A 20,251-nucleotide genomic window follows, 5' to 3' on the forward strand; every position below is an offset into this window, starting at 1 on the left:
TTTTTTGGTATAATGGCAATAATAACAAACAAAAACAATGAAAGGTAGAAAATGCGATGTCGCCACAAGAAAAATGGGTCAGTTTATTTGAACAAGTCATTGGTCGAAAGCCGACTCCACAAGAATTTTTAGCAGGGAAACAAAGTGATTTTGATCTCAAAAAAATCAAGCAAATAGCGCAAAATCAAGTTGCTTCACCTCCGTCTTCTCCTGAGCCGGTCTCGTTGGCACCTACATTGACAACCAACAAAAAACGAAACGTATGGCTAGGGATTGCAGTTGCTTTGTTGCTGTTAGTATCAGGAAGTTTATGGACTTGGGGGCACCACCAAACAAAGCTTGAAACCAGGATAGACACTTTTTCATCTGCTGTTAAAAGTCAGGATTTTCAAGAGGTTACGACCCTTCTGTCAGAATCTGGAACAAAATGGACAAAAAAAGATGCCCAAGCCTTTGTCCGTTACTTAGATAGCCAAGAAGGTGGGCTTCAAGCGGTACTGAATGGTATTAACAAGCGCAACATCTATCGTGATAAAAACCAGAATAAATTATTGGGTCTAGTCGAAAATGGAAAAAAATGGCTCGTTTTTCCAAACTATGAATTTGTCACTTACCCATTGGAAATAGTCGTCACAAGTCAATTAGAAGAGTTGAGTATTGATGGCCAGCCTATCCAGAGTGGTGATGCTGTTTTAGTTGACAAACGTCCCTTTATCCCAGGAGAAATGCAGGTTTTGGGGAAGACGGCATTAGCTACGGTTGAAACGGAACTATCGATCAATCCTGATTTGGCTAAGAAAAATAAATTAGCAGTTATGATTGAACTGTTGGAACAAGATATTGAAGCGATTCTGCCATTTGATGACGACCACATTGAGGAGCTGGCTTTATTTGTCAATGAACAAAAAGTATCTGATCAACTGAGTGCGACTATACCGGCTTTTCCAGGTCAAGTTTTTGATGTAAAAGTGCAGTTTAGCATCAAAGGAAAATCATTTGAAACGAAAGTTAGTCGACTTCAAGCAGGTGATACAGAAGTAGCTTTGACTCTAGAGGAAGCAGACCAAGAACAAATAGAGACCTTATTAAAATCACTGATTCCTAAGCGGCAAGCAAGGGTTTTATGGAATGCCGATAAATCGAACCAATTAGCGAATTTCATGGTTGACTGGGGAAATTCGATGAACCAGCCAAGCTATCAGGATATTACAGCAAGCGAAGTCACCTTTGTCCAAGAAAACCGTGTGCGATTGAATCAGGTTCAGGACGTTACGACGGAGTTTTCACAAGATGGTACAGGAAATTCGGATTACCAAGTAGTGGCGATTTACCGCTACCATTATAGTGGCAATCAAGTGCATACTTACTACTTTACAATTAGGGCAGATGGGGTTCCGATTGTCTTGTATAGTGCACAAAACCAAGGCATGGATGATGGGAAATTCTATATGAAAGAAACAGCAAATGACGATTTGAAAGCTGGATTTGCCAACCTTGTTCATCAATAAAAAAGCCGACCTAAAACAAGTGAGCTAATGGAGCAACTTGCTTTAGGCGGTTTTTCTTTGGTTTTAGCGATTTATGGTAGCTCATTTAGGGCCTGTTTAATAGATTTTTTGGCTTCGAGAGGGTCACTTTTAGCAGAAAACCGAGCCAAAACTTGGCCGTCTCGGCCGATTAGGAACTTGGCAAAATTCCACTCGATGCGTTTACCTAAAGGTCCAGATTTTTGATCTTTTAGCCAGTTATACAAGGGGTCGGCTTCTTTTCCGTTGACCTTGATTTTGGCAAAGCGGGGAAAGGTTGTCTGGTAGTTGAGACTGCAAAAGCTATTGATTTCCTCAGCTGTTCCAGGCGCTTGCCCCATGAACTGGTTACAGGGAAAATCCAAGACTTCAAAACCGTCTGCTTGGTAATCATCATACAGACTTTGCAAGCCCTCGTATTGCGGTGTTAAGCCGCAACCGGTTGCCGTATTGACAATGAGCAACACCTTGCCTTTATAATTGGCTAAGCTTTGAGGTTCTCCCTCTTGATTGAGAATGGTAAAATCGTACACACTGGTCATGGGCATCACTCCTTTGCTATTTTCCCTATTGTACCATGAAACAAACCATAGATTTCTAAAAACGTAGCAAATTTTTGGAAAATGTCACGATTTAGTGTAGAATAGCAGTACAAATGGAGGAAGGCAAAGCCATAAGGTTTTGCATGGAGACCCATATAACCAATAAAAGGAGAAAACAGATGGTTCAAGCAATTACTGATGCAACTTTTGAAACAGAAACACAAGAAGGTGTTGTTCTGGTTGATTTTTGGGCAACTTGGTGTGGTCCTTGCCGTATGCAAGCACCTATCTTGGAACAATTGTCTACAGAAGTAGACGAAGATGAATTGCGCATCTTCAAAATGGACGTGGATCAAAATCCAAACACAGCGCGTGAATTTGGAATTATGTCGATCCCAACCCTCTTGTTCAAAAAAGACGGTCAAGTCGTTAAACAAGTGGCAGGTGTGCACACCAAAGACCAAATCAAATCGATCTTAGCTGAAATCGGCTAACACGACAAAAGGTTCAGACGCGTTCTGGACTTTTTTGCCATCACCCATAGAACAGAATGGAGGCAGACATGAAGGAGATTTACCTAGCAGGCGGTTGTTTTTGGGGCTTGGAAGAGTATTTTGACCAAATCAATGGGGTTGTACAAACTCGTGTGGGCTATGCCAATGGTCAGGTAGAAACTACTTCTTACCAATTGCTCAAACAAACCGATCACGCAGAGACTGTTTTGATAACATATGATGACAGTATCTTGAGTTTGCGTGAGGTCTTGCTCTATTACATGCGCGTGATTGATCCATTTTCGATCAACCAACAAGGTGCGGACAAGGGACGTCAGTACCGGACAGGGATTTATTATACAGATGAAGCCGACATTCCAGTCATCGATGCCTTTATGGCGGAACAAGCTGCGCTTTTTGGTAGAAAATTGGCGGTAGAGGTTGAAGCTTTACGCCACTTTATTGATGCCGAAGAATACCACCAAGACTACCTCAAGAAAAATCCAAATGGCTATTGCCACATCGATGTTCGCCAGTCGCAAATTCCAGTGATTGATCAGTTGGATTACCAAAAACCAGACCAAGAAGTCTTAAAAGAAAGCTTGACGGATGAACAGTATCGTGTCACCCAGGAAGCCGCAACAGAACGCCCCTTCCACAATGCCTTTTGGGACAGTGAAGAAGCTGGGATTTATGTGGACATTACAACTGGCGAGCCCCTCTTTTTATCAACCGATAAGTATGATGCAGGTTGTGGCTGGCCGTCCTTCACCAGACCCATTAGCAAGGAAGTAGCGCTCTATGCTCAAGATTTGTCACATGGGATGAATCGGATTGAAGTCAAAAGCCGGGCAGGTCAAGCCCATCTGGGACACGTGTTTGATGACGGTCCGCGTGACAAGGGAGGTTTGCGCTATTGCATCAACTCAGCAGCCCTTCGCTTTGTGCCACGAGATGATATGACAGAAGCTGGCTATGGTGGTTTCTTGCAACTATTAGAGAGAGCTGAGTAATGACAAACAGGCAGCAGGTCGGAGCCCCGTCCTGCTGTTTTTTTGGTATAATAGTCTGTAAACAATCTACAAAGGACAAACGATGAAATACATACAACAATACCTGGCTCGCTTTGATGTTGATGCCATCGCTACGACGGTCTTTAACAAACTTGTCTCTCTGCTACTTTTGTACCTGATTTTTCTGATTACTAAAAAGTTGGGACATATCGCCGTTCAGAAATTAGTAGCGCCCTCTTTGCGTTTAGGAAAACACACGCCAGCTCGGCAAAAAACGATTCTACGTCTAGCAGAGAATTCCCTAAATTATGCACTCTATTTTCTCTTGATTTATTTCATCTTGACTATTCTAGGTTTGCCAGTCTCTAGTCTCCTTGCGGGTGCTGGGATTGCCGGTGTCGCCATTGGACTGGGGGCGCAAGGTTTCTTATCCGACTTGGTCAATGGCTTTTTCATTCTCATTGAACGCCAGTTTGAGGTAGGTGAGTATGTTCGTCTAACCAATGGCTCTATTGTAATCGAAGGGACGATTATCAGTGTAGGCATTCGAACAACGCAAGTCCGTGATGCAGATGGAACCCTTCATTTCATTCCCAATCGCAATATTTTAGTGGTCAGTAACATGTCTCGTGGCGATATGCGGGCGCAGATTGACTTGCCACTTTATCCGACAGCTGATTTGGAGAAAGTTGCTCAGATCATTGCGGCAGTCAATGAAAAGGAACTGCCTAAATTTGAGGAGGTTATCAAAGGGGTGACGGTCTTGGGGCCTCAAACCAGCCCGACAGGTCAATTCTCTTATCGGGTCCGTCTCTTTGTCGAAAATGGCAAACAGTATATGGTCTACCATCATTTCTATGGCCTTTACCAGGAGGCCTTATTGAAAGAAGGCATTGAATTACCAGCTGTTTTTCCTTTTCCAGTGACCAATAAAAAATAAAAGAGTTGGCTTAATCCAACTCTTTTTGTATGACATTAAACGATACCTTGTGCAATCATCGCATCTGCAATGTTTTCAAAGGCTGCAATATTGGCACCTGCCAAGTAATCTGTGCCTAAATCGTATTTTTCAGCTGTTTCTTTGGCTGTCGCAAAGATGTTTGCCATGATGTCTTTGAGGCGAGCATCTACTTCGTCACGGGTCCAAGAGAGACGGAGGCTGTTTTGGCTCATTTCAAGGGCAGAAGTCGCCACACCACCCGCATTGGCAGCTTTGGCTAAACCGTACAAGACCTTGTTTTCTTTGTAGGTATGGATAGCATCCAAGTTGGATGGCATGTTGGCCCCTTCAGAGACACAGTAGACACCGTTTTTGACCAAACGCGCTGCTTTTTCACCATCGATTTCGTTTTGAGTAGCACATGGAAGGGCGATGTCCGCAGGTCCTTCGTAGTCCCAGACAGAACCTTCGTAGTAGGTTGCAGTTGTTTTTTCAGCAGCATATTCTGTCAAGCGGGCACGGCGTTTTTCTTTTACGTCGACCAAGAGATCAAAGTCAATACCAGTTTCGTCAATCACATAACCATTTGAGTCAGAAACAGAGATGACTTTGGCGCCCAACTCAGTTGCTTTTTGAACAGCAAATTGCGCCACGTTACCAGAACCTGAAATTAGAACGGTTTGTCCTTCAAAGGATTTGCCGTTGGCTTGTAACATGTTGTCTGTGAAGTAGACCAAGCCATAGCCAGTTGCTTCTGGACGGATCAATGAGCCACCAAAAGCCAATGGTTTACCAGTAAGGACACCGGCATCAAATTGGCGAAGGCGTTTGTATTGGCCATACATGTAACCAATTTCGCGGCCACCCACCCCGATGTCGCCAGCTGGAACGTCCAAAGATGGGCCGATGTGTTTTTGTAATTCGGTCATGAAGCTTTGGCAGAAACGCATGATTTCCGCATCTGTCTTGCCTTTTGGATCAAAGTCTGCTCCACCTTTACCGCCTCCGATTGGCAAACCGGTCAAGACATTTTTGAAGATTTGCTCAAAACCAAGGAATTTCAAGATGGATTGGTTGACCGTTGGGTGGAAACGAAGGCCGCCCTTGTAAGGTCCAACAGCAGAATTGAACTGGACACGGTAACCACGGTTGACTTGGACATTGCCGTCTTTATCTGTCCATGGCACACGGAAGCTGATAACGCGTTCTGGCTCAACGATGCGGGCCAAAATATTTTCGGTGATGTATTCTGGGTGAGCTTCAAAAACAGGCTCTAAGGTGCTGAATAATTCTTCAACAGCTTGAAGAAATTCAGTTTCGTGTGGATTGCGGGCTTTAACGGCCTCAAAGGAAGCTTCAATATAGGCTTTTGCGTTTGTCATGCATATTCTCCTCTAAGAATTAATTATTAAATTGTCAGACAATTTAATTTATCTGTTGATTATTATAACACCATCTCTTGGACTTGTAAAGGAAAAATGATTAAATTGTCAGAAAAATTTTTCTATTTGAGAAAATCCGAACAAGAGCAACAAGAGATTTTTTTCTAGTTTTTCTTTGTGATATAATAGAAAAAATTTTAGGAGGATGATACATGGTTTCTACAAAGACAAGCATTGCTGGTTTTGATTTTGACAACTGCTTGATGAATGCGGCAGGTGTGTGGTGTATGACAAAAGAGGAATTAGAGGGGGTAAAGGATTCTGCAGCTGGAACCTTTGTCACCAAAACAGCCACCTTGGAATACCGGGCAGGGAATCCTGAACCTCGTTATAAAAATGTACCCTTAGGTTCGATCAATTCCATGGGTCTACCCAACAATGGTTTAGACTATTATTTGGAATATTTGTTGGACTTGCAAGAGACCGAACCAAATCGGACCTTCATCTTGTCCTTGGTTGGCTTGTCTCCTGATGAAACGCACGAGATATTGAAAACCGTTGAAGCCAGTGATTACAAGGGTTTGGTGGAATTGAACCTTTCTTGTCCAAATGTACCTGGCAAACCACAAATTGCCTATGATTTTGAAACAACGGAAACGATTTTACGGGAAGTCTTTTCCTATTTTACAAAGCCACTTGGCATCAAGTTGCCTCCTTACTTTGACATGGTCCACTTTGACCAAGCGGCGGCAATTTACAACCAGTTTCCACTGGCCTTTGTCAATTGTGTTAACTCGATTGGAAATGGCCTCTATATTGAAGACGAGACCGTCGCGATCAAACCGAAAAATGGTTTTGGTGGCTTGGGTGGTGAATACATCAAACCAACGGCCCTTGCCAATGTGCACGCCTTTTACCAACGCCTGAAACCAGAAATCCAAATCATTGGAACCGGTGGTGTCTTAACCGGTCGCGATGCCTTCGAGCACATTCTTTGTGGGGCCAGTATGGTCCAGGTCGGAACCACCCTTCAAAAAGAAGGTTTGGCAGCCTTTGACCGCATCACCCAAGAATTGCAAGCCATTATGGCAGAAAAAGGCTATGAGACCATCGACGATTTCCGTGGGAAATTACAGTATATTCTAGACTAGAAGTTGGTAAATCCAGCTTCTTTTCTGTTTATTTTCATGAAAATAATGGATGCGTTCTATTCTTTTTTCGTAAGGGAAAGCATGGATTTTTCGCCTTAAAAAGATTATACTGGAAGAAAGAATACCCAGTAAAGGAGAGAGAAATGAAAAGAAGAAAAGACCGTGTCGGCAAGCGTAGACGGTATAAAAAGAGAAAATGGAGTGCGATTTTCTTTGCTCTTGTTTTGATTGGAATAGTGGGGGCGGGTGTCTTTGCCTTGTCTAACTCTAGAGCTATTTCAAAGGGGCTTCGTGTTCCATCTACAAAACAACAGCAAAAATCCTCTCCTACTCCTCCATCAACCACTCAAACAGCCCGGATTATGGCCCATGGGGATCTGCTTTACCATGATGCTCTTTATATCAGTGCCCAGCAGGAAGATGGAACCTATGATTTCCATGAGAATTTTACCTATGTCAAACCTTGGATTGAACAAGCTGACTTGGCTATTGCAGATTTTGAAGGAACCATCTCGCCAGACTTTCCGCTAGCCGGTTATCCTCTATTTAATGCTCCGCCAAGTGTGGTGGAAGCCATAAAAGATGCAGGCTACGATCTTGTCGACTTGGCCCACAACCATATTCTGGATTCCAACTTGCCAGGGCTGATTTCAACCTCTAAAGCCTTTACAACAGCAGGGATTGCGACCGTCGGTGTCTATCCAGAGGGCAATCGTTCCACAGCTCCGCTGCAAATCCGTGAGGTCAACGGGATTAAGGTGGCTATTTTGGCCTATGCCTATGGTTTTAATGGGATGGAAGGCATACTGTCGCAGGAAGAATATGACAACTACCTTTCCGATTTGAACCTGGAAAAAATGCAGGCGGAAATCGAGCGGGCAGAACAAGAAGCCGACATCACCATTGTCATGCCACAGATGGGGGTCGAATACCAGCTGGAGCCAACCCAAGAACAAGTGACTCTCTACCATCAGATGGTCGAATGGGGAGCGGATTTGGTCTTTGGTGGCCACCCCCATGTTGCCCAGCCGACCGAAACCATCGAAAAGGACGGTCAGAAAAAATTGATTGTCTATTCCATGGGTAATTTCATCTCCAACCAACGGATGGAGACCATGGAGGGCGTCAACAATTACCAATGGACAGAAAGAGGTGTCCTGATGGATGTTACTATTGAAAAAACAGGAGACACCACCACTATTCAGATGGCCCAAGCCCACCCAACCTGGGTGAGTCGGGTGCCAAATGGACGCTATGCCGCTGATGGCGGACCGCTTTATAGCTACCAAACCTTCATCTTAGAAGATTTTATCGAAGGTGGCCAACATCGAGACTTGCTGGATGATCCTACCAAGAGTCGGATTGATGTAGCCTATCAGGAAATGAAGGATTTTATGAACTTGAATTGGTAAGAAAGGAGGCCTTATGGGTATCAAATTGATTGCAAGCGATATGGATGGGACTTTTTTAGATAGCCAAGGTCTGTATGACAAAGACTTGTTTGCCAAGTTGCGCCAAAACATGCATGAACAAGGGGTTCCCTTTGTCGTGGCAAGCGGCAACAGTATGGCTCGTTTGCTTCGGATTTTTGGGTCTGATGCCCAAAATATCTTTTTTGTAGCAGACAACGGTGCCCACATCTACCAAAATGGGCAAACCCTTTTTCGTTACCAATTGCCCTTGGATTTGATAGGAGAAGTGGTCGCTTATTACGGAGACCGCTTGAAATCTCTCTGTTTTATGCTGGCCCATGAAGCAGGGCTCTACATGTTAGATGGGAGTCATACACCATTTGCGGATTTCAAAGCAATTGACCAGGAGCAGATGCAGGCTTTTTACCGGAAAATTAGCTATCTAGAGAAGTTGGAACCAGTGTCCGATAAGCCCTATTTCAAGATGGGCATGTGGGCTCCAGAAGCAGAAGTCGATGCAGTCATTGACGAATGCAACCGTGTGTTTGCTGGAAAAATCCATGCGGTGACCAGCGGATTTGGAAGCATTGATTTGTTACCGGTGGGTATCCACAAGGCCTTTGGGATTCAGCGGATTTTACAAGAATTACAAGTGGAAGCGGCCGATATAGTTGCCTTTGGAGACAATGACAACGACCTGGAAATGTTGGAATTGGCAGGACTAGCTTATTCAGTCGGCCATGCTTCCGACCGGGTTCGTCAAGTGGCTAATCGGCATCTAGCGACCAATGAACAATCAAGTGTCCTAAAGGAAATGGACAGACTCTTGTCATCTCAATAGTAAAATAGAAAGAAACAATATGATTCGATTAGTATCCTTTGACATGGACGGCACCTTTCTCAACAGCCAAAATGATTATGATCGGGACCGATTTCAAGCCCTTTTGCCGAAATTACTTGAAAAAGGCATCCGGGTTGTGGCCAACTCTGGCAACCAATACCAGCAGATTCAATCTTTTTTCAAAGGATTTGAAGAAGACATCGTGATTGTCTCAGAAGTGGGTGCCCAGATTTATGAAAAAGGGAAGCGGATTTACAGTCGGCATTTTGACCGGGACATTGTAGAGAAGATGATTGAGCTCTTTGCCAAAAAAGACCTTCTATCTCGCTGCTCTGTATCTGGTTTGGAATCCCTTTATTTTGAAGCGGGGGCTGATGCCGCCTTTAAAAGCTTGATAAAAAAACACAATCATGCCTGGACAGAAATTCCGAGCTTGCAGGATTTACCAGATGATGATTTCACCATCTTGACCTTAGATGTTCCTCATTTGGATATTCCGACACTGGTGGCAGAAATCAATGACTTAGGAAGAGGGCAGGTCCAAGCTGTCTCCAGTGGCTTTCATTTTATTGACATTGTCCTACCAGGTGTCAACAAGGGAACAGCCTTGGCTTTTCTTGGAGAGCGGTGGGGGATTGCAGCAGAGGAGATGCTGGCCTTTGGGGATAGTGACAATGATTTGGAAATGCTGGAATATGCTGGAGTCTCCTATGCCATGGAGGGAAGTCCTGACAGTGTTTTAGTCGCAGCCAAGCAAGTTGCTCCCTCAAATGATGATTCTGGAGTTCTGCAAATTTTGGAAAGATTACTCGAAAATGAAACAACACCTTAGCTTGTGCTAAGGTGTTGTTGGGTTTGGAACGAGGACTGTGAGGGCTTTTTGGTGTACACGAATGTGGACGGGCAGGCGAAAACGGGTATCTCCATCAATACGGGTGATAGGGTTTTTGGACTTGGAAGTACGACGATTGATAATCTGCAAGTTACCTGTCCGAAAATGTTCCCAATGTTGGTAGTCATTAAATCCTCTTTGGCGAATAAAGTAAAACCACATGAAGCGAAGCAGATGGATTTTATCCAGTGAATAGACGCTAAACAAGCCATCATTATTTCTTTCTTCGGGGGAAAACCCTTTTTGTCCAGCAATGTGGTTGGTCATGGTGATGAGAAGAAGTCTGGTTCTGAGCTTACGTTTCATGCCATCATGAACAAGCCACAGTTTATAGGAGCGTTGGCGAAGCCAAATTTTCCATCCTGCTTTTAAAAAGGCACGGGCCCCAAACCGCCTTTTCATCTCGGGGGTGACAGATAGGGCGATGTCGGCCATCAAGCCCAAGGTCAAGCTGGAAATCATGTATTCCTCATTGACTTGGGCGATATCTACTTGCTTGGTGCGACCGGCGACTAAAACCTCTAGTGCCTGGGGAATCGATAAGGGAATACCGAGGGATTTGGCAAAATTATTGACCGTCCCAGAAGGGACAATACCGATGGTCGAATGGCTCCCTCCTTCGAACACGCCTGCACAGACCAAGTTGATGGTGCCGTCTCCTCCAAGAGGAATCACAATATCCACTTTTTGTTGGCTAGCTTGTTTGGCTGCTTCTCTAGCTTCTTTAGCAGAAGAGGGGGAGAGGATCGTTACCTGATAATGGTTTTGGGTTTGCTGTGCAAAGAAATCCATAATTTTTGGGACTAGTTCATCTTTTTCAGATCGCCCCGATTGTTGATTGACGATAATACAGACTTTTTTCATCTTCTTTCCTCCCTTCTAATTTTTTATCTATTATAGCATCTTTTTAGAAATTATCCTAAAAACGAAAGAGCTTAGTGGACAGAAAATCACTAGGCTTTTTTTCTTCTTGGTTAAGAGGGTTAATTGACCCATTTTGCAATCTTATCTTGGTTATTGTCTACCCATTTTTTAGCGGCAGCTTCAGGAGAAGAACCATTACTCATCTCTAGCATGACCGACTCCATGTCTTCTTGTGACCATTCAAATTGGTCAATCAGAGCATAGGCATCAGCCTGTTCTTCCTTAAAACCTTTACGGGCAATTGTGTGGATGTTTTCTGAAGAACCAAAGGTTTGGTTGGGGTCCTCAAGGTATTTTAAATCATACTTGGCAAACATCCAGTGTGGGGACCAAGCTGTGATGACAATTTCTTCTTGTTTTTTAATGGCTTGGTCAAGAGCGGTTGTCATGGCACCCGTTGAGGCAGAAATCAATTCCCAATCAGAGAGATTGTCATAATTGGTTAGCGTTTCTTGTGCAGCCTTCATGATACCGGCACCTGGCTCGATACCTGTGATTTTCTGGTTAGCGTTTTGAGCTAAATCAGAAATACTATTGACTTCTGTCATATAGGTTGGGACAGCCAAACCGAGTTTTGTACCTTCTAGGTTAGGACCCAAATCCTCCAAGTCTTTCTCGTATTTTTTAAACTGTTCGGAGTGGGTTACTGGTAACCAAGCACTAGTTGAAACATCCGCGTTTCCGTTGGCAACAGTTTGCCACATGACGGCATTGTCTAGAGGGATCATCTCAACGGAGTATCCTTCATTTTTTAAGATTTGAGCCAGGACGTTGGTTGAAGCCACTTCAGAATCCCATTGAACATAGGCAATGCGGATTTGTCCCTTGTTTCCTTTGTTAGATGCTGATGGTTCAACAAAGGCTTGCGCCAAAGCAGAGCCAATAAAGAGAAGCAGTGCAGCGATTCCAATCCATTTGATGGTCTTATCGTGTTTCTTGTTTTCAGTATTTTTTTCATTAAAGGCTTGGGTCACACGGTCCAAGACAATGGCTAAGATAACCAAGGCCAAACCACTAACAAAACCAGTACCGATGTCCGCATGTTGAAGGGCAGAAAGGACCTCTCGTCCCAAACCAGGAGCCCCGATCATGGATCCTGTTACCACCATCGAAAGTGCTAGCATCATGGTTTGGTTGATACCTGCCATAATCGTGTTTTTCGCAAGCGGCAGTTCCACCTTAAATAATTTCTGGCTAGGTGTTGAGCCAAAAGCGTCAGAGGCCTCAATCAATTCAGCTGAAATCTCTTTAATCCCTAAGGTTGTAAAACGAACAGTTGGCGGGAGAGCGAAAATCACTGAGGCAAAAACTCCAGGCACCATTCCAATACCAAAGAATGCTACGGCAGGAATCAAGTACACGAAAGCTGGCATGGTCTGCATAAAATCCAAAATCGGATTCACAATTTGATTGACGGTCTTGTTTTTTGCCATCCAGATACCCAATGGGATACCGATGATAACAGAGATAAAACTGGCCACCAATACAAGGGTAAAGGTATTGAGCATTTCTTCCCAGAGGCCTTGGTTGTAAATGAAAAAGAATCCAAGGAAAGCAAAAGTTGGCAAAGGCCATTTCTTTTTAGCTAGAAAAAAGATAGCTAGAGTCGCCAAGGCGATAAATAAAAGTGGATGTATAAACAATAGCGTGTCTGTTATAAAAGACATGAGTAGATTCCCAATCCATTGAAGGAAATCAAATAGTCCTGCAAATGTTTTGGTTGTCCATTCTGTTGTTGTTTCAACCCACTCAGCAAGTGGCAGTGGGGTTTGTAAAAATTCTTCCAATTTTCGTATCTCCTTTTTTCTTATTCTGTCTCTTCTTGTGTAGTAGCCAAGGCTTCAATTAAGCGACCGCGAATAACAACACCTAATAAGCGGTTATGTTCATCGGTTACTGCAATTGGGCTTGTCGAGTCGTGGATCAGTGGCATGATGTCTGTGATGACAGTGTCTTTAGATACTGTTAAGACGTCACGGTTAATCACATCTGATAAGGGGAGCCCCTTGCGTCTAGCTTCGATGGCGGCATCAGCTGTTAAAGCGCCCACTAATTCTCGTTTCTTATTAGTAGCCATTAACATGGATACCTCTTCGTTATGCATTCGATTTAGGGCTACCTGAGGACCATCAATCTCTACAATTGTCGTCAATGGTTTAATCATAATGTTTTGAGCAGTGAGGACTTTTGAGCGGTCAACATCCTCTACGAATTCACGAACAAAGTTATTGGCTGGGTTAGTCAGGATTTCTTCACCAGTACCAATTTGCATAATTTTTCCGTCTTTCATCAAGGCGATCCGATCACCGATTCGAAGAGCTTCATTCAAATCATGACTGATAAAAATAATCGTCTGGTGATTATTGGCTTGCAATTCCAATAATTCATCCTGCATTTCCTTACGAATAAGTGGATCCAAGGCACTAAAGGCCTCGTCCATTAGGAGGATTTTAGGACCGTTTGCAAGGGCACGAGCCAATCCGACCCGTTGTTGCATCCCACCTGATAATTGATTCGGGTACTGGTCTTTAAATGATAAGAGCCCAGCGTTGTCAAGAGCTTTTTCAGCTAATTGCTGGCGTTCCTCCTTTGGTACACCACGCAGTTCAAGACCAAACTCAGTATTTTCCAAAATGGTTTTATGAGGAAAGAGAGCAAAACTTTGGAATACCATGTTGATGTCATGGCGACGAACTTCCCGCAACTCGTGGTCGTTCATCTTGGAAATGTCCTTTTCTTCTAATAAAATCTGTCCGTCAGAGGGTTCGATAAGCCGATTTAGCATTCGAACCAAAGTGGATTTACCACTTCCTGAAAGTCCCATGATAACAAAGATTTCACCTTCTTTAATGCTGAAGTTGGCATCATAGACCCCCACTGTTGCACCCGTTTTTTCTAAAATTTCTTGTTTACTTTTTCCGTCTTTCACCATTTTTAAGGCAGCGGATTTCTTTTTTCCAAAGATTTTTGTCAAACCCTGGACTTCTAATATTGTTCCCATACTTTCTCCTTCTAAAGACAACAAACCATATATAAAAATACGCAAGTTGTCACTTTTTTAAACAAAAAAATATTCTGCCAAAACAGAACATACTTAATATTATCACAAGTTGTCACTTTTTGTCAAGGATAAAATCAATATAAATCGAAAACACCTAAAAATAGATGGATTCACTAAGAAAAAATAGAAACTCTACTATATAAAATAAATAATAAAATAGACGACAAATGAAATGGTTGGGTATCAAATACCATTCTTTTGATTTGATTCATATAAAAATAAACTTAGACTTGAAATAAAAGTTTTAGAAAGAGTTGTTTCTTGTTGGTTCATTCATGAATGAGAAAAAAATAAAAATAATTTAAATTATTAAGCGTGTCACTTGCAAATTTCAAAAAATATGATAAAATGACAATATAAACAAATAAACACATTGTCACCTTTTTTAATCACTGTTTTATAAGTAAGTTATCCGTTTTCAATTTATTTAAAGAAAAAACGGACGAAGATGTGACAATTTCAATAATAGTAGTTCTTGTCACTTTATATTCTAGACGTTTTGTGGGAGGCTACATCCAAGAAATAAAAAAGGAGTATTTATGATTTGGACATTAATCGTTGGAGCAGTCATCGGAGCTATCGCAGGTAGCATTACGAAAAAAAGCGGATCAATGGGTTGGATTGCAAACATTGTTGCAGGACTTGTTGGTTCGTCCGTAGGTCAACCACTATTTGGAAGTTGGGGACCTACCTTGGCAGGAATGGCCTTGTTTCCTTCAATATTAGGTGCAGTTATTGTAGTAGCACTCACTTCATTTGTCTTAACAAAACTAAAATCCTAATTGGACTGAAAAACTTGAAAGGAAGTTGTGCTTATGAATAAAGGATTAAAATGGCTTTACAGTGTAATCGGTGTCTTGTTGCTGACATTACTTGGGTTTGTTGCCGTAGTCAGTCAACGCGAACTGATTTTACCAGCAGAATTCAGTTGGTTAAATTGGGATTTGCATCTCCCATACTGGATTGAAGATGTTTACCATCATTATTATTTTTGGTTAGCTTTGGTCTTCTTTATACTTGTTTTTGTAGCAGTGATTGTGGTCATCTTTTACCCACGTATTTACACAGAAATTCCATTGTCAGAAAAAAATACGTCTCTGGTATTAAAAAAATCTGCTTTAGAGGGTTATGTAAGAACAGCTGTTAAAGAGACAGGTTTAATGGAAAATCCAAGTGTCGTTGCCCAAATGTATAAAAAGAAATTTAAGCTACATGTCAAAGGTGCCTTAGATTCCCGCTTTCATACAGCCGATAAAATTGAAGGTTTGAAAAAAGGGATTGAAGAAGGCTTGCAGAGCTATTTTGGTCTGGGAAGGCCTGTTGACTTTAAGGTGTATGTTCACGATGTTGAGGAGTCTACTTCACATCACAAACATAGTCGTGTGAAATAAGGAGGTCTTATGCACTTATTTGAAACATATAAATACCCGATTGTGGGAGGGGTTCTCGGACTAATACTGGCGATTTTATTGATTTTATTTGGTTTTTTCAAAACCATCTTAGCGCTACTATTAGTTACCCTAGGAATACTGGGTGGTCTCTATTGCCAACGAACTGGACTTCTGGATTCCTTTATTCGGAATCTAAAAGGCTAAATCCAGTCCCCATTACATAAAAAACAATTCGTCACAAAAAGAAAGAGGAATGCGATGACAAACAACACTTACATTAAAGACACAACTCCAAAAGCACCAGAAAAAATGCGTGGAGAATTAACATTTGACGATAAGGTCATTGAGAAAATTGTTGGCCTTGCCTTGGTCAATATTGATGGCTTATTAGCAGTTGATGGTGGCTTTTTGGCCAATATCAAGGACAAATTAATCAACACAGACACAGTTCGAGATGGCGTTTCGGTTGAAGTCGGAAAAGAACAAGTGGCGATTGATTTGAACATTGTAGCGGAATACCAAAAACATTTGCCAACTATTTATGACAATATCAAACAAATTGTAGAAACAGAAGTGAAACGTATGACAGATTTGGACGTGATTGAAGTTAATGTTAAGGTTGTCGACATCAAGACACGTGCCCAATACGAAGAAGATTCTGTGAGCTTACAAGATCGTGTTGCAGATGCGGCTCATGCAACAGGCGAATTTGCCAGCCATCAAGTAGATAATGTAAAAACTGCAGTTGGAACAGGCATTGAAAAAGTAGAAGATATGCAAGCTGAACCACGTGTAAAATAAGTTACTTAAGTTCAGTATAGAAAAAGAAAAGAGGAATCAAGATGTCAGAAGAAAAATTGAATGCAAAATTAGACCAATTATCCGGTTCTGTAAAAGAAGGATTTGGTAAACTAACCGGTGACAAAGAAATCCAAGCTGAAGGTGTTGTTGAAAAACTTTCAGGGAAAGCAAAAGAAGGCATAGAAAATGCAAAAGATACCGTTAAAGGTATTGTAGATGGTTTAAAAAATGAAGCCAATAAAGATGGAGAGGTATAAGATATGACAGACGTTCAAAACATGAAAAGTACTCTAACTTATGACGACAAAGTGATTGAAAAAATTGTAGGACATGCTCTTGAAAACGTTGATGGGCTTCTAGCTGTTAGTGGCGGTTTCTTCTCTAATTTGAAAAACAACTTGGTCAATTCTGACTCAGTAACAGATGGAGTTTCTGTTGAAGTTGGGACAAAGGAAGTTGCTGTTGATTTGAACATTGTAGTGGAGTATGGTAAAGATATTCCGGCTATTGTTGAAGGCATCAAAGCGATTGTAGCCCAAAATGTAGCCGTCATGACCCATTTGAAAGTGGTTGAACTAAATGCCAATGTTGTAGATATTCGTACCAAGGAAGAACATGAAAAAGCTTCTGTAACAGTACAAGATCGCATGACGGAGGCGGCACATGCGACAGGTGAATTTGCGTCATCTTCTGCAGAAAAAATCAAAGAAGCAACTGCAGCAGGAGTGGAAAAAACAAAAGAAGCCTTGGAAAAAGAAGGCAGAGTTCTAGCGTAATAGCGGACTTTATAAGAGAACTGCTTTGCAGTTCTTTTTGTCGTGTTTTCCTTGCGACTAGGGAGGAATTGTGATTTAATAGAATGTACAGAACATATGGAAAGTAGGTAGTCATGGTGCGAACCAACACATCAGAGATTCGGGGGTCAAAATACCAAAGTATTGCAGTAGAAGTTGCGAAACGAATTGTGAGTGGAGATTACGAGGTTGGAGAGAAAATTAAATCTCGTTCAACTCTAGCAGCTCAATTTAAGGTCTCTCCAGAGACAACTCGAAAAGCATTAAATATCCTAGCGGATCTAAAGATTGTCAGTCTAAAACATGGTAGTGGGGCAGTTGTCTTATCCAGAGAAAAAGCCATTGAATTTTTGGAAAACTATGAAGCGACTCACTCGATTGCGCTCATCAAAGAAAAGATTCGAGCTGAAATCCAGCGTCAAAAAGACGATTTAGAAGCCTTGTCTATTTCGGTCAATGATTTTCTCTTGCAAAGTCAATCCATCAGTCGCCATTACCCTTTGGCACCCTATGAAATTATTGTCAATAAAGCATGTGATCACTTTGGGCAGACACTCGATGACTTGAATATCTGGCACCAGACCGGGGCGACGGTTATCGCCATCGAGCACAAGGGAGAGTTGCTTTTATCTCCAAGTCCTTATGCGGTCATTGAAAAAGGAGACCATGTCTTCTTTGTAGGTGATGACTTAGCCTACTCTCGAATGAAAGCCTTCTTTAACCTTAAAATGGGATTATAACAAGAAAAACCAGCTATATGGCTGGTTTTTGTTTGTTTTTAAACATGGCTGACGATCAATTCCATTTCACCATCTAATTGCCAGTTTTCAATGTCGCTGGTCAGAATAAAGTGGCTACCTTTTTGAATCGGATAGGTTTGGCCATCAACAGCAATCGTCCCTTGTCCGTCTAAAACAGAGACCAATAGGTAGGGAGCGAAGCGTTGGAAGGAAGCTTGACTATGGATGTTCCACTTTTGAACTGTAAAGAAAGGGTTGGACACAAGGGTGGTTAATTCCTGACCTGCCACTGCAATGGTTGATGGGTGGCTGTTTGGAATTTCTCCGATGGACAAGACATCAATGGATTTGTCCAGGTGCAATTCTCTTAGGTTTCCTTGGTCGTCCTTGCGGTCAAAATCATAGACACGGTAGGTTGTGTCACTGGATTGTTGGGTTTCTAAAATTAAAATCCCTTCCCCAATCGCATGCATGGTTCCGCTTGGGACATAGAAGAAATCGCCTGCTTTGACAGGGACACGGGTCAAGAGCTGGTCCCAGTCTCCTTGGTGAATGAGACCAGCCAGTGCTTCTCTGGTCTGGGCGGTGTGGCCATAGACGATTTCTGCACCTTCATCGGCCGCAATAATATACCAACATTCTGTCTTGCCGAGCTCCCCCTCGTGTTGTAAGCCATAAGCGTCATCTGGATGGACCTGGACACTGAGCCAATCGTTGGCATCAAGGATTTTGGTCAGCAAGGGAAAAACCTCTTCTTCTCGGTTGCCAAAGAGTTCCCGATGTTCCTTGTAGAGTTGGTCTAGAGGTGTCCCTGCATAAGGACCGTTTTCGACAATCGAAACCCCATTTGGATGGGCTGAAATGGCCCAGTATTCGCCTGTCTGTTCACTTGGGATGGCGTAGCCAAACTGGTCCCGCAAGCGCGTGCCGCCCCAAATCTTTTCGTGCATAGTAGATTGTAAAAACAAAGGTGTTGCCATATCGACTCCTTTTCTGATTGTTAGCGTTTACCAGTATTATACCACGTTTTTGGGGAAGGGCGTTGGTTTGGGGCGGAAAAGAGGGAAATTGTTGCTAGTGAGACAATTTGAGAGGTGATAAAGCCAGAAGAGATGTTTTACAGAAACCTTACTTAGGTCTGGATTACTCTTTATAATAATGTGGTAAATTGAAGAGGTAGTTTATCTATCACATTACAATTAGTTAAGGAGTTATTATGTATCAAACTACCAAAAAAATTCTAAAAACCTCTCTTCTTGGCGCAGTAGGTATCTTATTAGTTGCTTGCCAAAATACTTCTAATCCATCTGAAAAGAATGCTCAACTTGATTTAAATAAGGTTGGGGTGGCTACAATTGAAGAAAAAGCAAAGGAAGAAGGTGTTATTAATTCTGTTGGTATGCCGGATACTTGGGCTAACTGGAAAGAAACCTGGGAAGATTTAAGTGAGAAATATGGTTTAAAACACACGGATACAGATATGTCCTCTGCTGAAGAGTTAGCTACTTTTGAAAATGAAAAAAATGATGCTTCTGCAGATATTGGAGATGTCGGTATTGCGCTTGGTCCGGAGGCTGTATCTCGTGGTTTGGCATTGCCTTATAAAACATCCTATTATGATGACATTCCAGAATGGGCAAAGGATCCAGAAGGAGAAGGGTACTGGATGCTTGCTTACAAGGGAACTATGGCCTTTTTGGTTGATACAGAAGGGACTAATGGACAAGTACCAACATCTTGGAAGGCCGTATCTGAAGGTGATTATACATTAACAATTGGGGATGTATCTTCAGGGAACCAGGACCAGTTTGCGCTGCATTCAGCTGCTGTTGCAAATGGTGGAGACGAAACGAATATTCAACCTGGCTTAGACTATTATGGTCAATTGGCTGAGGAGAAACGATTAAATGTCCAAGGAGCGGACACAGCTACCTTAGAAGCTGGAGAGCATCAAGTTGTTCCAATGTGGGATTTTAATGCTTTGGCGATTCAAAAAACCTTAAATGAAGCTAACCCTGAACGCTTTAAGGTTGTGATTCCGCAAGATGGAGCCTCTATGTCAGGATATACCACCATTATAAATGCTTATACAAAGCATCCGTATGCAGCGGCGTTAACCAGAGAGTATATCTTATCTGATGCAGGTCAAAATAACTTAGCTAGAGGACATGCAAGACCAATTCGTGAAAATGTTTCCTTGGATGAAGATGCGCAAGCTGCACTACTGCCTGAATCGGAATACAAGGATGCAAAAGTAGCCCCAATTACGGATTCTGACGCTTGGAATAGTTTGCTTCCGCAATTAGGCAATCTTTGGCAAGAGAATGTCATTTCTAAAATGAAATAA

21 protein-coding genes and 1 pseudogene are annotated in these 20,251 nt (G+C 42.3%); 16 read left to right on the top strand and 6 right to left on the bottom strand.

Annotation, left to right across the window (positions count from 1 at the left end; all coding sequences use genetic code 11):
- Positions 1–56: 56 nt before the first annotated feature.
- Positions 57–1,487, top strand: a pseudogene (locus ACVR1I_RS00735) (DUF4767 domain-containing protein); the annotation flags it as partial.
- Between the two features lie 92 nt (positions 1,488–1,579).
- Here ACVR1I_RS00735 and ACVR1I_RS00740 read toward each other — a convergent pair.
- On the bottom strand, positions 1,580–2,068 hold the full coding sequence (locus ACVR1I_RS00740) for a glutathione peroxidase (RefSeq protein ID WP_447442138.1): 489 nt from the start codon (positions 2,066–2,068) through the stop codon (positions 1,580–1,582).
- Positions 2,069–2,211: 143 nt separating this feature from the next.
- Here ACVR1I_RS00740 and trxA point away from each other — a divergent pair, with 143 nt between their 5' ends.
- The 3 genes from trxA to ACVR1I_RS00755 all read left to right on the top strand — a co-directional run bounded on the left by trxA (position 2,212) and on the right by ACVR1I_RS00755 (position 4,515).
- A complete protein-coding gene (gene trxA / locus ACVR1I_RS00745; RefSeq protein ID WP_522732205.1) occupies positions 2,212–2,562 on the top strand; it encodes a thioredoxin in 351 nt (116 codons plus the stop codon).
- Positions 2,563–2,630: 68 nt separating this feature from the next.
- On the top strand, positions 2,631–3,575 hold the full coding sequence (gene msrB / locus ACVR1I_RS00750) for a peptide-methionine (R)-S-oxide reductase MsrB (RefSeq protein ID WP_447442140.1): 945 nt from the start codon (positions 2,631–2,633) through the stop codon (positions 3,573–3,575).
- Between the two features lie 82 nt (positions 3,576–3,657).
- The gene (locus ACVR1I_RS00755) at positions 3,658–4,515 is read left to right on the top strand and encodes a mechanosensitive ion channel family protein (protein ID WP_447442141.1); all 858 of its coding nucleotides are present in this window, start codon (positions 3,658–3,660) and stop codon (positions 4,513–4,515) included.
- Positions 4,516–4,550: 35 nt separating this feature from the next.
- Here the strand turns inward: ACVR1I_RS00755 and gdhA are convergent, their stop codons facing one another.
- Positions 4,551–5,897 carry an NADP-specific glutamate dehydrogenase gene (gene gdhA, locus ACVR1I_RS00760; RefSeq protein WP_447442142.1) on the bottom strand — a complete coding sequence of 449 codons (1,347 nt, stop codon included), beginning with the start codon at positions 5,895–5,897 and terminating at the stop codon, positions 4,551–4,553.
- Between the two features lie 212 nt (positions 5,898–6,109).
- On the opposite strand from gdhA, the gene ACVR1I_RS00765 reads away from it, so the two are divergent.
- From ACVR1I_RS00765 to ACVR1I_RS00780, 4 genes are all read left to right on the top strand, one after another.
- On the top strand, positions 6,110–7,048 hold the full coding sequence (locus ACVR1I_RS00765) for a dihydroorotate oxidase (protein WP_447442143.1): 939 nt from the start codon (positions 6,110–6,112) through the stop codon (positions 7,046–7,048).
- 143 nt (positions 7,049–7,191) lie between these two features.
- Positions 7,192–8,460, top strand: coding sequence for a CapA family protein (locus tag ACVR1I_RS00770; RefSeq protein ID WP_447442144.1), 1,269 nt, complete (start codon positions 7,192–7,194; stop codon positions 8,458–8,460).
- A gap of 13 nt (positions 8,461–8,473) precedes the next feature.
- Positions 8,474–9,301 carry a Cof-type HAD-IIB family hydrolase gene (locus tag ACVR1I_RS00775; RefSeq protein WP_447442145.1) on the top strand — a complete coding sequence of 276 codons (828 nt, stop codon included), beginning with the start codon at positions 8,474–8,476 and terminating at the stop codon, positions 9,299–9,301.
- A gap of 19 nt (positions 9,302–9,320) precedes the next feature.
- Positions 9,321–10,133: a Cof-type HAD-IIB family hydrolase gene (locus tag ACVR1I_RS00780; protein WP_447442146.1), complete on the top strand. Its 813-nt coding sequence runs from the start codon at positions 9,321–9,323 to the stop codon at positions 10,131–10,133.
- Between the two features lie 6 nt (positions 10,134–10,139).
- On the opposite strand, the gene ACVR1I_RS00785 is transcribed toward ACVR1I_RS00780, so the two are convergent.
- From ACVR1I_RS00785 to ACVR1I_RS00795, 3 genes are all read right to left on the bottom strand, one after another.
- Positions 10,140–11,057 carry a diacylglycerol/lipid kinase family protein gene (locus ACVR1I_RS00785; RefSeq protein WP_447442147.1) on the bottom strand — a complete coding sequence of 306 codons (918 nt, stop codon included), beginning with the start codon at positions 11,055–11,057 and terminating at the stop codon, positions 10,140–10,142.
- 119 nt (positions 11,058–11,176) lie between these two features.
- Positions 11,177–12,904 carry an ABC transporter permease/substrate binding protein gene (locus tag ACVR1I_RS00790; RefSeq protein ID WP_447442148.1) on the bottom strand — a complete coding sequence of 576 codons (1,728 nt, stop codon included), beginning with the start codon at positions 12,902–12,904 and terminating at the stop codon, positions 11,177–11,179.
- Positions 12,905–12,924: 20 nt separating this feature from the next.
- The gene (locus ACVR1I_RS00795) at positions 12,925–14,118 is read right to left on the bottom strand and encodes a quaternary amine ABC transporter ATP-binding protein (protein WP_447442149.1); all 1,194 of its coding nucleotides are present in this window, start codon (positions 14,116–14,118) and stop codon (positions 12,925–12,927) included.
- 599 nt (positions 14,119–14,717) lie between these two features.
- On the opposite strand from ACVR1I_RS00795, the gene ACVR1I_RS00800 reads away from it, so the two are divergent.
- The 7 genes from ACVR1I_RS00800 (at position 14,718) to ACVR1I_RS00830 (ending at position 17,904) form a co-directional block, all read left to right on the top strand.
- Positions 14,718–14,960, top strand: coding sequence for a GlsB/YeaQ/YmgE family stress response membrane protein (locus ACVR1I_RS00800; protein WP_447442150.1), 243 nt, complete (start codon positions 14,718–14,720; stop codon positions 14,958–14,960).
- 33 nt (positions 14,961–14,993) lie between these two features.
- Positions 14,994–15,569: an alkaline shock response membrane anchor protein AmaP gene (gene amaP, locus ACVR1I_RS00805; protein WP_447442151.1), complete on the top strand. Its 576-nt coding sequence runs from the start codon at positions 14,994–14,996 to the stop codon at positions 15,567–15,569.
- Positions 15,570–15,578: 9 nt separating this feature from the next.
- Positions 15,579–15,773, top strand: coding sequence for a DUF2273 domain-containing protein (locus ACVR1I_RS00810; RefSeq protein ID WP_447442152.1), 195 nt, complete (start codon positions 15,579–15,581; stop codon positions 15,771–15,773).
- 54 nt (positions 15,774–15,827) lie between these two features.
- A complete protein-coding gene (locus ACVR1I_RS00815; protein WP_447442153.1) occupies positions 15,828–16,370 on the top strand; it encodes an Asp23/Gls24 family envelope stress response protein in 543 nt (180 codons plus the stop codon).
- A 41-nt stretch (positions 16,371–16,411) separates the two neighbouring features.
- A complete protein-coding gene (locus tag ACVR1I_RS00820; protein WP_447442154.1) occupies positions 16,412–16,627 on the top strand; it encodes a CsbD family protein in 216 nt (71 codons plus the stop codon).
- A gap of 3 nt (positions 16,628–16,630) precedes the next feature.
- Positions 16,631–17,146 (top strand): Asp23/Gls24 family envelope stress response protein, encoded by a 516-nt coding sequence (locus tag ACVR1I_RS00825; RefSeq protein ID WP_447442155.1) that lies wholly within the window; start codon positions 16,631–16,633, stop codon positions 17,144–17,146.
- Positions 17,147–17,259: 113 nt separating this feature from the next.
- Positions 17,260–17,904, top strand: a complete 645-nt coding sequence (locus ACVR1I_RS00830; RefSeq protein ID WP_447442156.1) for a GntR family transcriptional regulator — start codon at positions 17,260–17,262, stop codon at positions 17,902–17,904.
- A 38-nt stretch (positions 17,905–17,942) separates the two neighbouring features.
- On the opposite strand, the gene manA is transcribed toward ACVR1I_RS00830, so the two are convergent.
- Complete coding sequence (manA, locus tag ACVR1I_RS00835; protein WP_447442157.1) at positions 17,943–18,884, bottom strand: mannose-6-phosphate isomerase, class I; 942 nt, start codon at positions 18,882–18,884, stop codon at positions 17,943–17,945.
- A 236-nt stretch (positions 18,885–19,120) separates the two neighbouring features.
- On the opposite strand from manA, the gene ACVR1I_RS00840 reads away from it, so the two are divergent.
- Positions 19,121–20,251, top strand: coding sequence for an ABC transporter substrate-binding protein (locus ACVR1I_RS00840; RefSeq protein WP_447442158.1), 1,131 nt, complete (start codon positions 19,121–19,123; stop codon positions 20,249–20,251).

The organism is Streptococcus cameli (assembly GCF_053207365.1).

Excerpts from the sequence above, each read along its gene's own strand:
- trxA (WP_522732205.1), top strand. The coding sequence starts at position 2,212 with ATGGAGACCCATATAACCAATAAAAGGAGAAAACAGATGGTTCAAGCA.
- ACVR1I_RS00815 (WP_447442153.1), top strand. The coding sequence starts at position 15,828 with ATGACAAACAACACTTACATTAAAGACACAACTCCAAAAGCACCAGAA.
- ACVR1I_RS00795 (WP_447442149.1), bottom strand. The coding sequence starts at position 14,118 with ATGGGAACAATATTAGAAGTCCAGGGTTTGACAAAAATCTTTGGAAAA.
- manA (WP_447442157.1), bottom strand. The coding sequence starts at position 18,884 with ATGGCAACACCTTTGTTTTTACAATCTACTATGCACGAAAAGATTTGG.
- ACVR1I_RS00740 (WP_447442138.1), bottom strand. The coding sequence starts at position 2,068 with ATGACCAGTGTGTACGATTTTACCATTCTCAATCAAGAGGGAGAACCT.
- gdhA (WP_447442142.1), bottom strand. The coding sequence starts at position 5,897 with ATGACAAACGCAAAAGCCTATATTGAAGCTTCCTTTGAGGCCGTTAAA.
- ACVR1I_RS00785 (WP_447442147.1), bottom strand. The coding sequence starts at position 11,057 with ATGAAAAAAGTCTGTATTATCGTCAATCAACAATCGGGGCGATCTGAA.
- msrB (WP_447442140.1), top strand. The coding sequence starts at position 2,631 with ATGAAGGAGATTTACCTAGCAGGCGGTTGTTTTTGGGGCTTGGAAGAG.
- ACVR1I_RS00755 (WP_447442141.1), top strand. The coding sequence starts at position 3,658 with ATGAAATACATACAACAATACCTGGCTCGCTTTGATGTTGATGCCATC.
- ACVR1I_RS00770 (WP_447442144.1), top strand. The coding sequence starts at position 7,192 with ATGAAAAGAAGAAAAGACCGTGTCGGCAAGCGTAGACGGTATAAAAAG.
- ACVR1I_RS00830 (WP_447442156.1), top strand. The coding sequence starts at position 17,260 with ATGGTGCGAACCAACACATCAGAGATTCGGGGGTCAAAATACCAAAGT.
- ACVR1I_RS00780 (WP_447442146.1), top strand. The coding sequence starts at position 9,321 with ATGATTCGATTAGTATCCTTTGACATGGACGGCACCTTTCTCAACAGC.
- ACVR1I_RS00820 (WP_447442154.1), top strand. The coding sequence starts at position 16,412 with ATGTCAGAAGAAAAATTGAATGCAAAATTAGACCAATTATCCGGTTCT.
- ACVR1I_RS00825 (WP_447442155.1), top strand. The coding sequence starts at position 16,631 with ATGACAGACGTTCAAAACATGAAAAGTACTCTAACTTATGACGACAAA.
- ACVR1I_RS00800 (WP_447442150.1), top strand. The coding sequence starts at position 14,718 with ATGATTTGGACATTAATCGTTGGAGCAGTCATCGGAGCTATCGCAGGT.
- amaP (WP_447442151.1), top strand. The coding sequence starts at position 14,994 with ATGAATAAAGGATTAAAATGGCTTTACAGTGTAATCGGTGTCTTGTTG.
- ACVR1I_RS00765 (WP_447442143.1), top strand. The coding sequence starts at position 6,110 with ATGGTTTCTACAAAGACAAGCATTGCTGGTTTTGATTTTGACAACTGC.
- ACVR1I_RS00840 (WP_447442158.1), top strand. The coding sequence starts at position 19,121 with ATGTATCAAACTACCAAAAAAATTCTAAAAACCTCTCTTCTTGGCGCA.
- ACVR1I_RS00810 (WP_447442152.1), top strand. The coding sequence starts at position 15,579 with ATGCACTTATTTGAAACATATAAATACCCGATTGTGGGAGGGGTTCTC.
- ACVR1I_RS00775 (WP_447442145.1), top strand. The coding sequence starts at position 8,474 with ATGGGTATCAAATTGATTGCAAGCGATATGGATGGGACTTTTTTAGAT.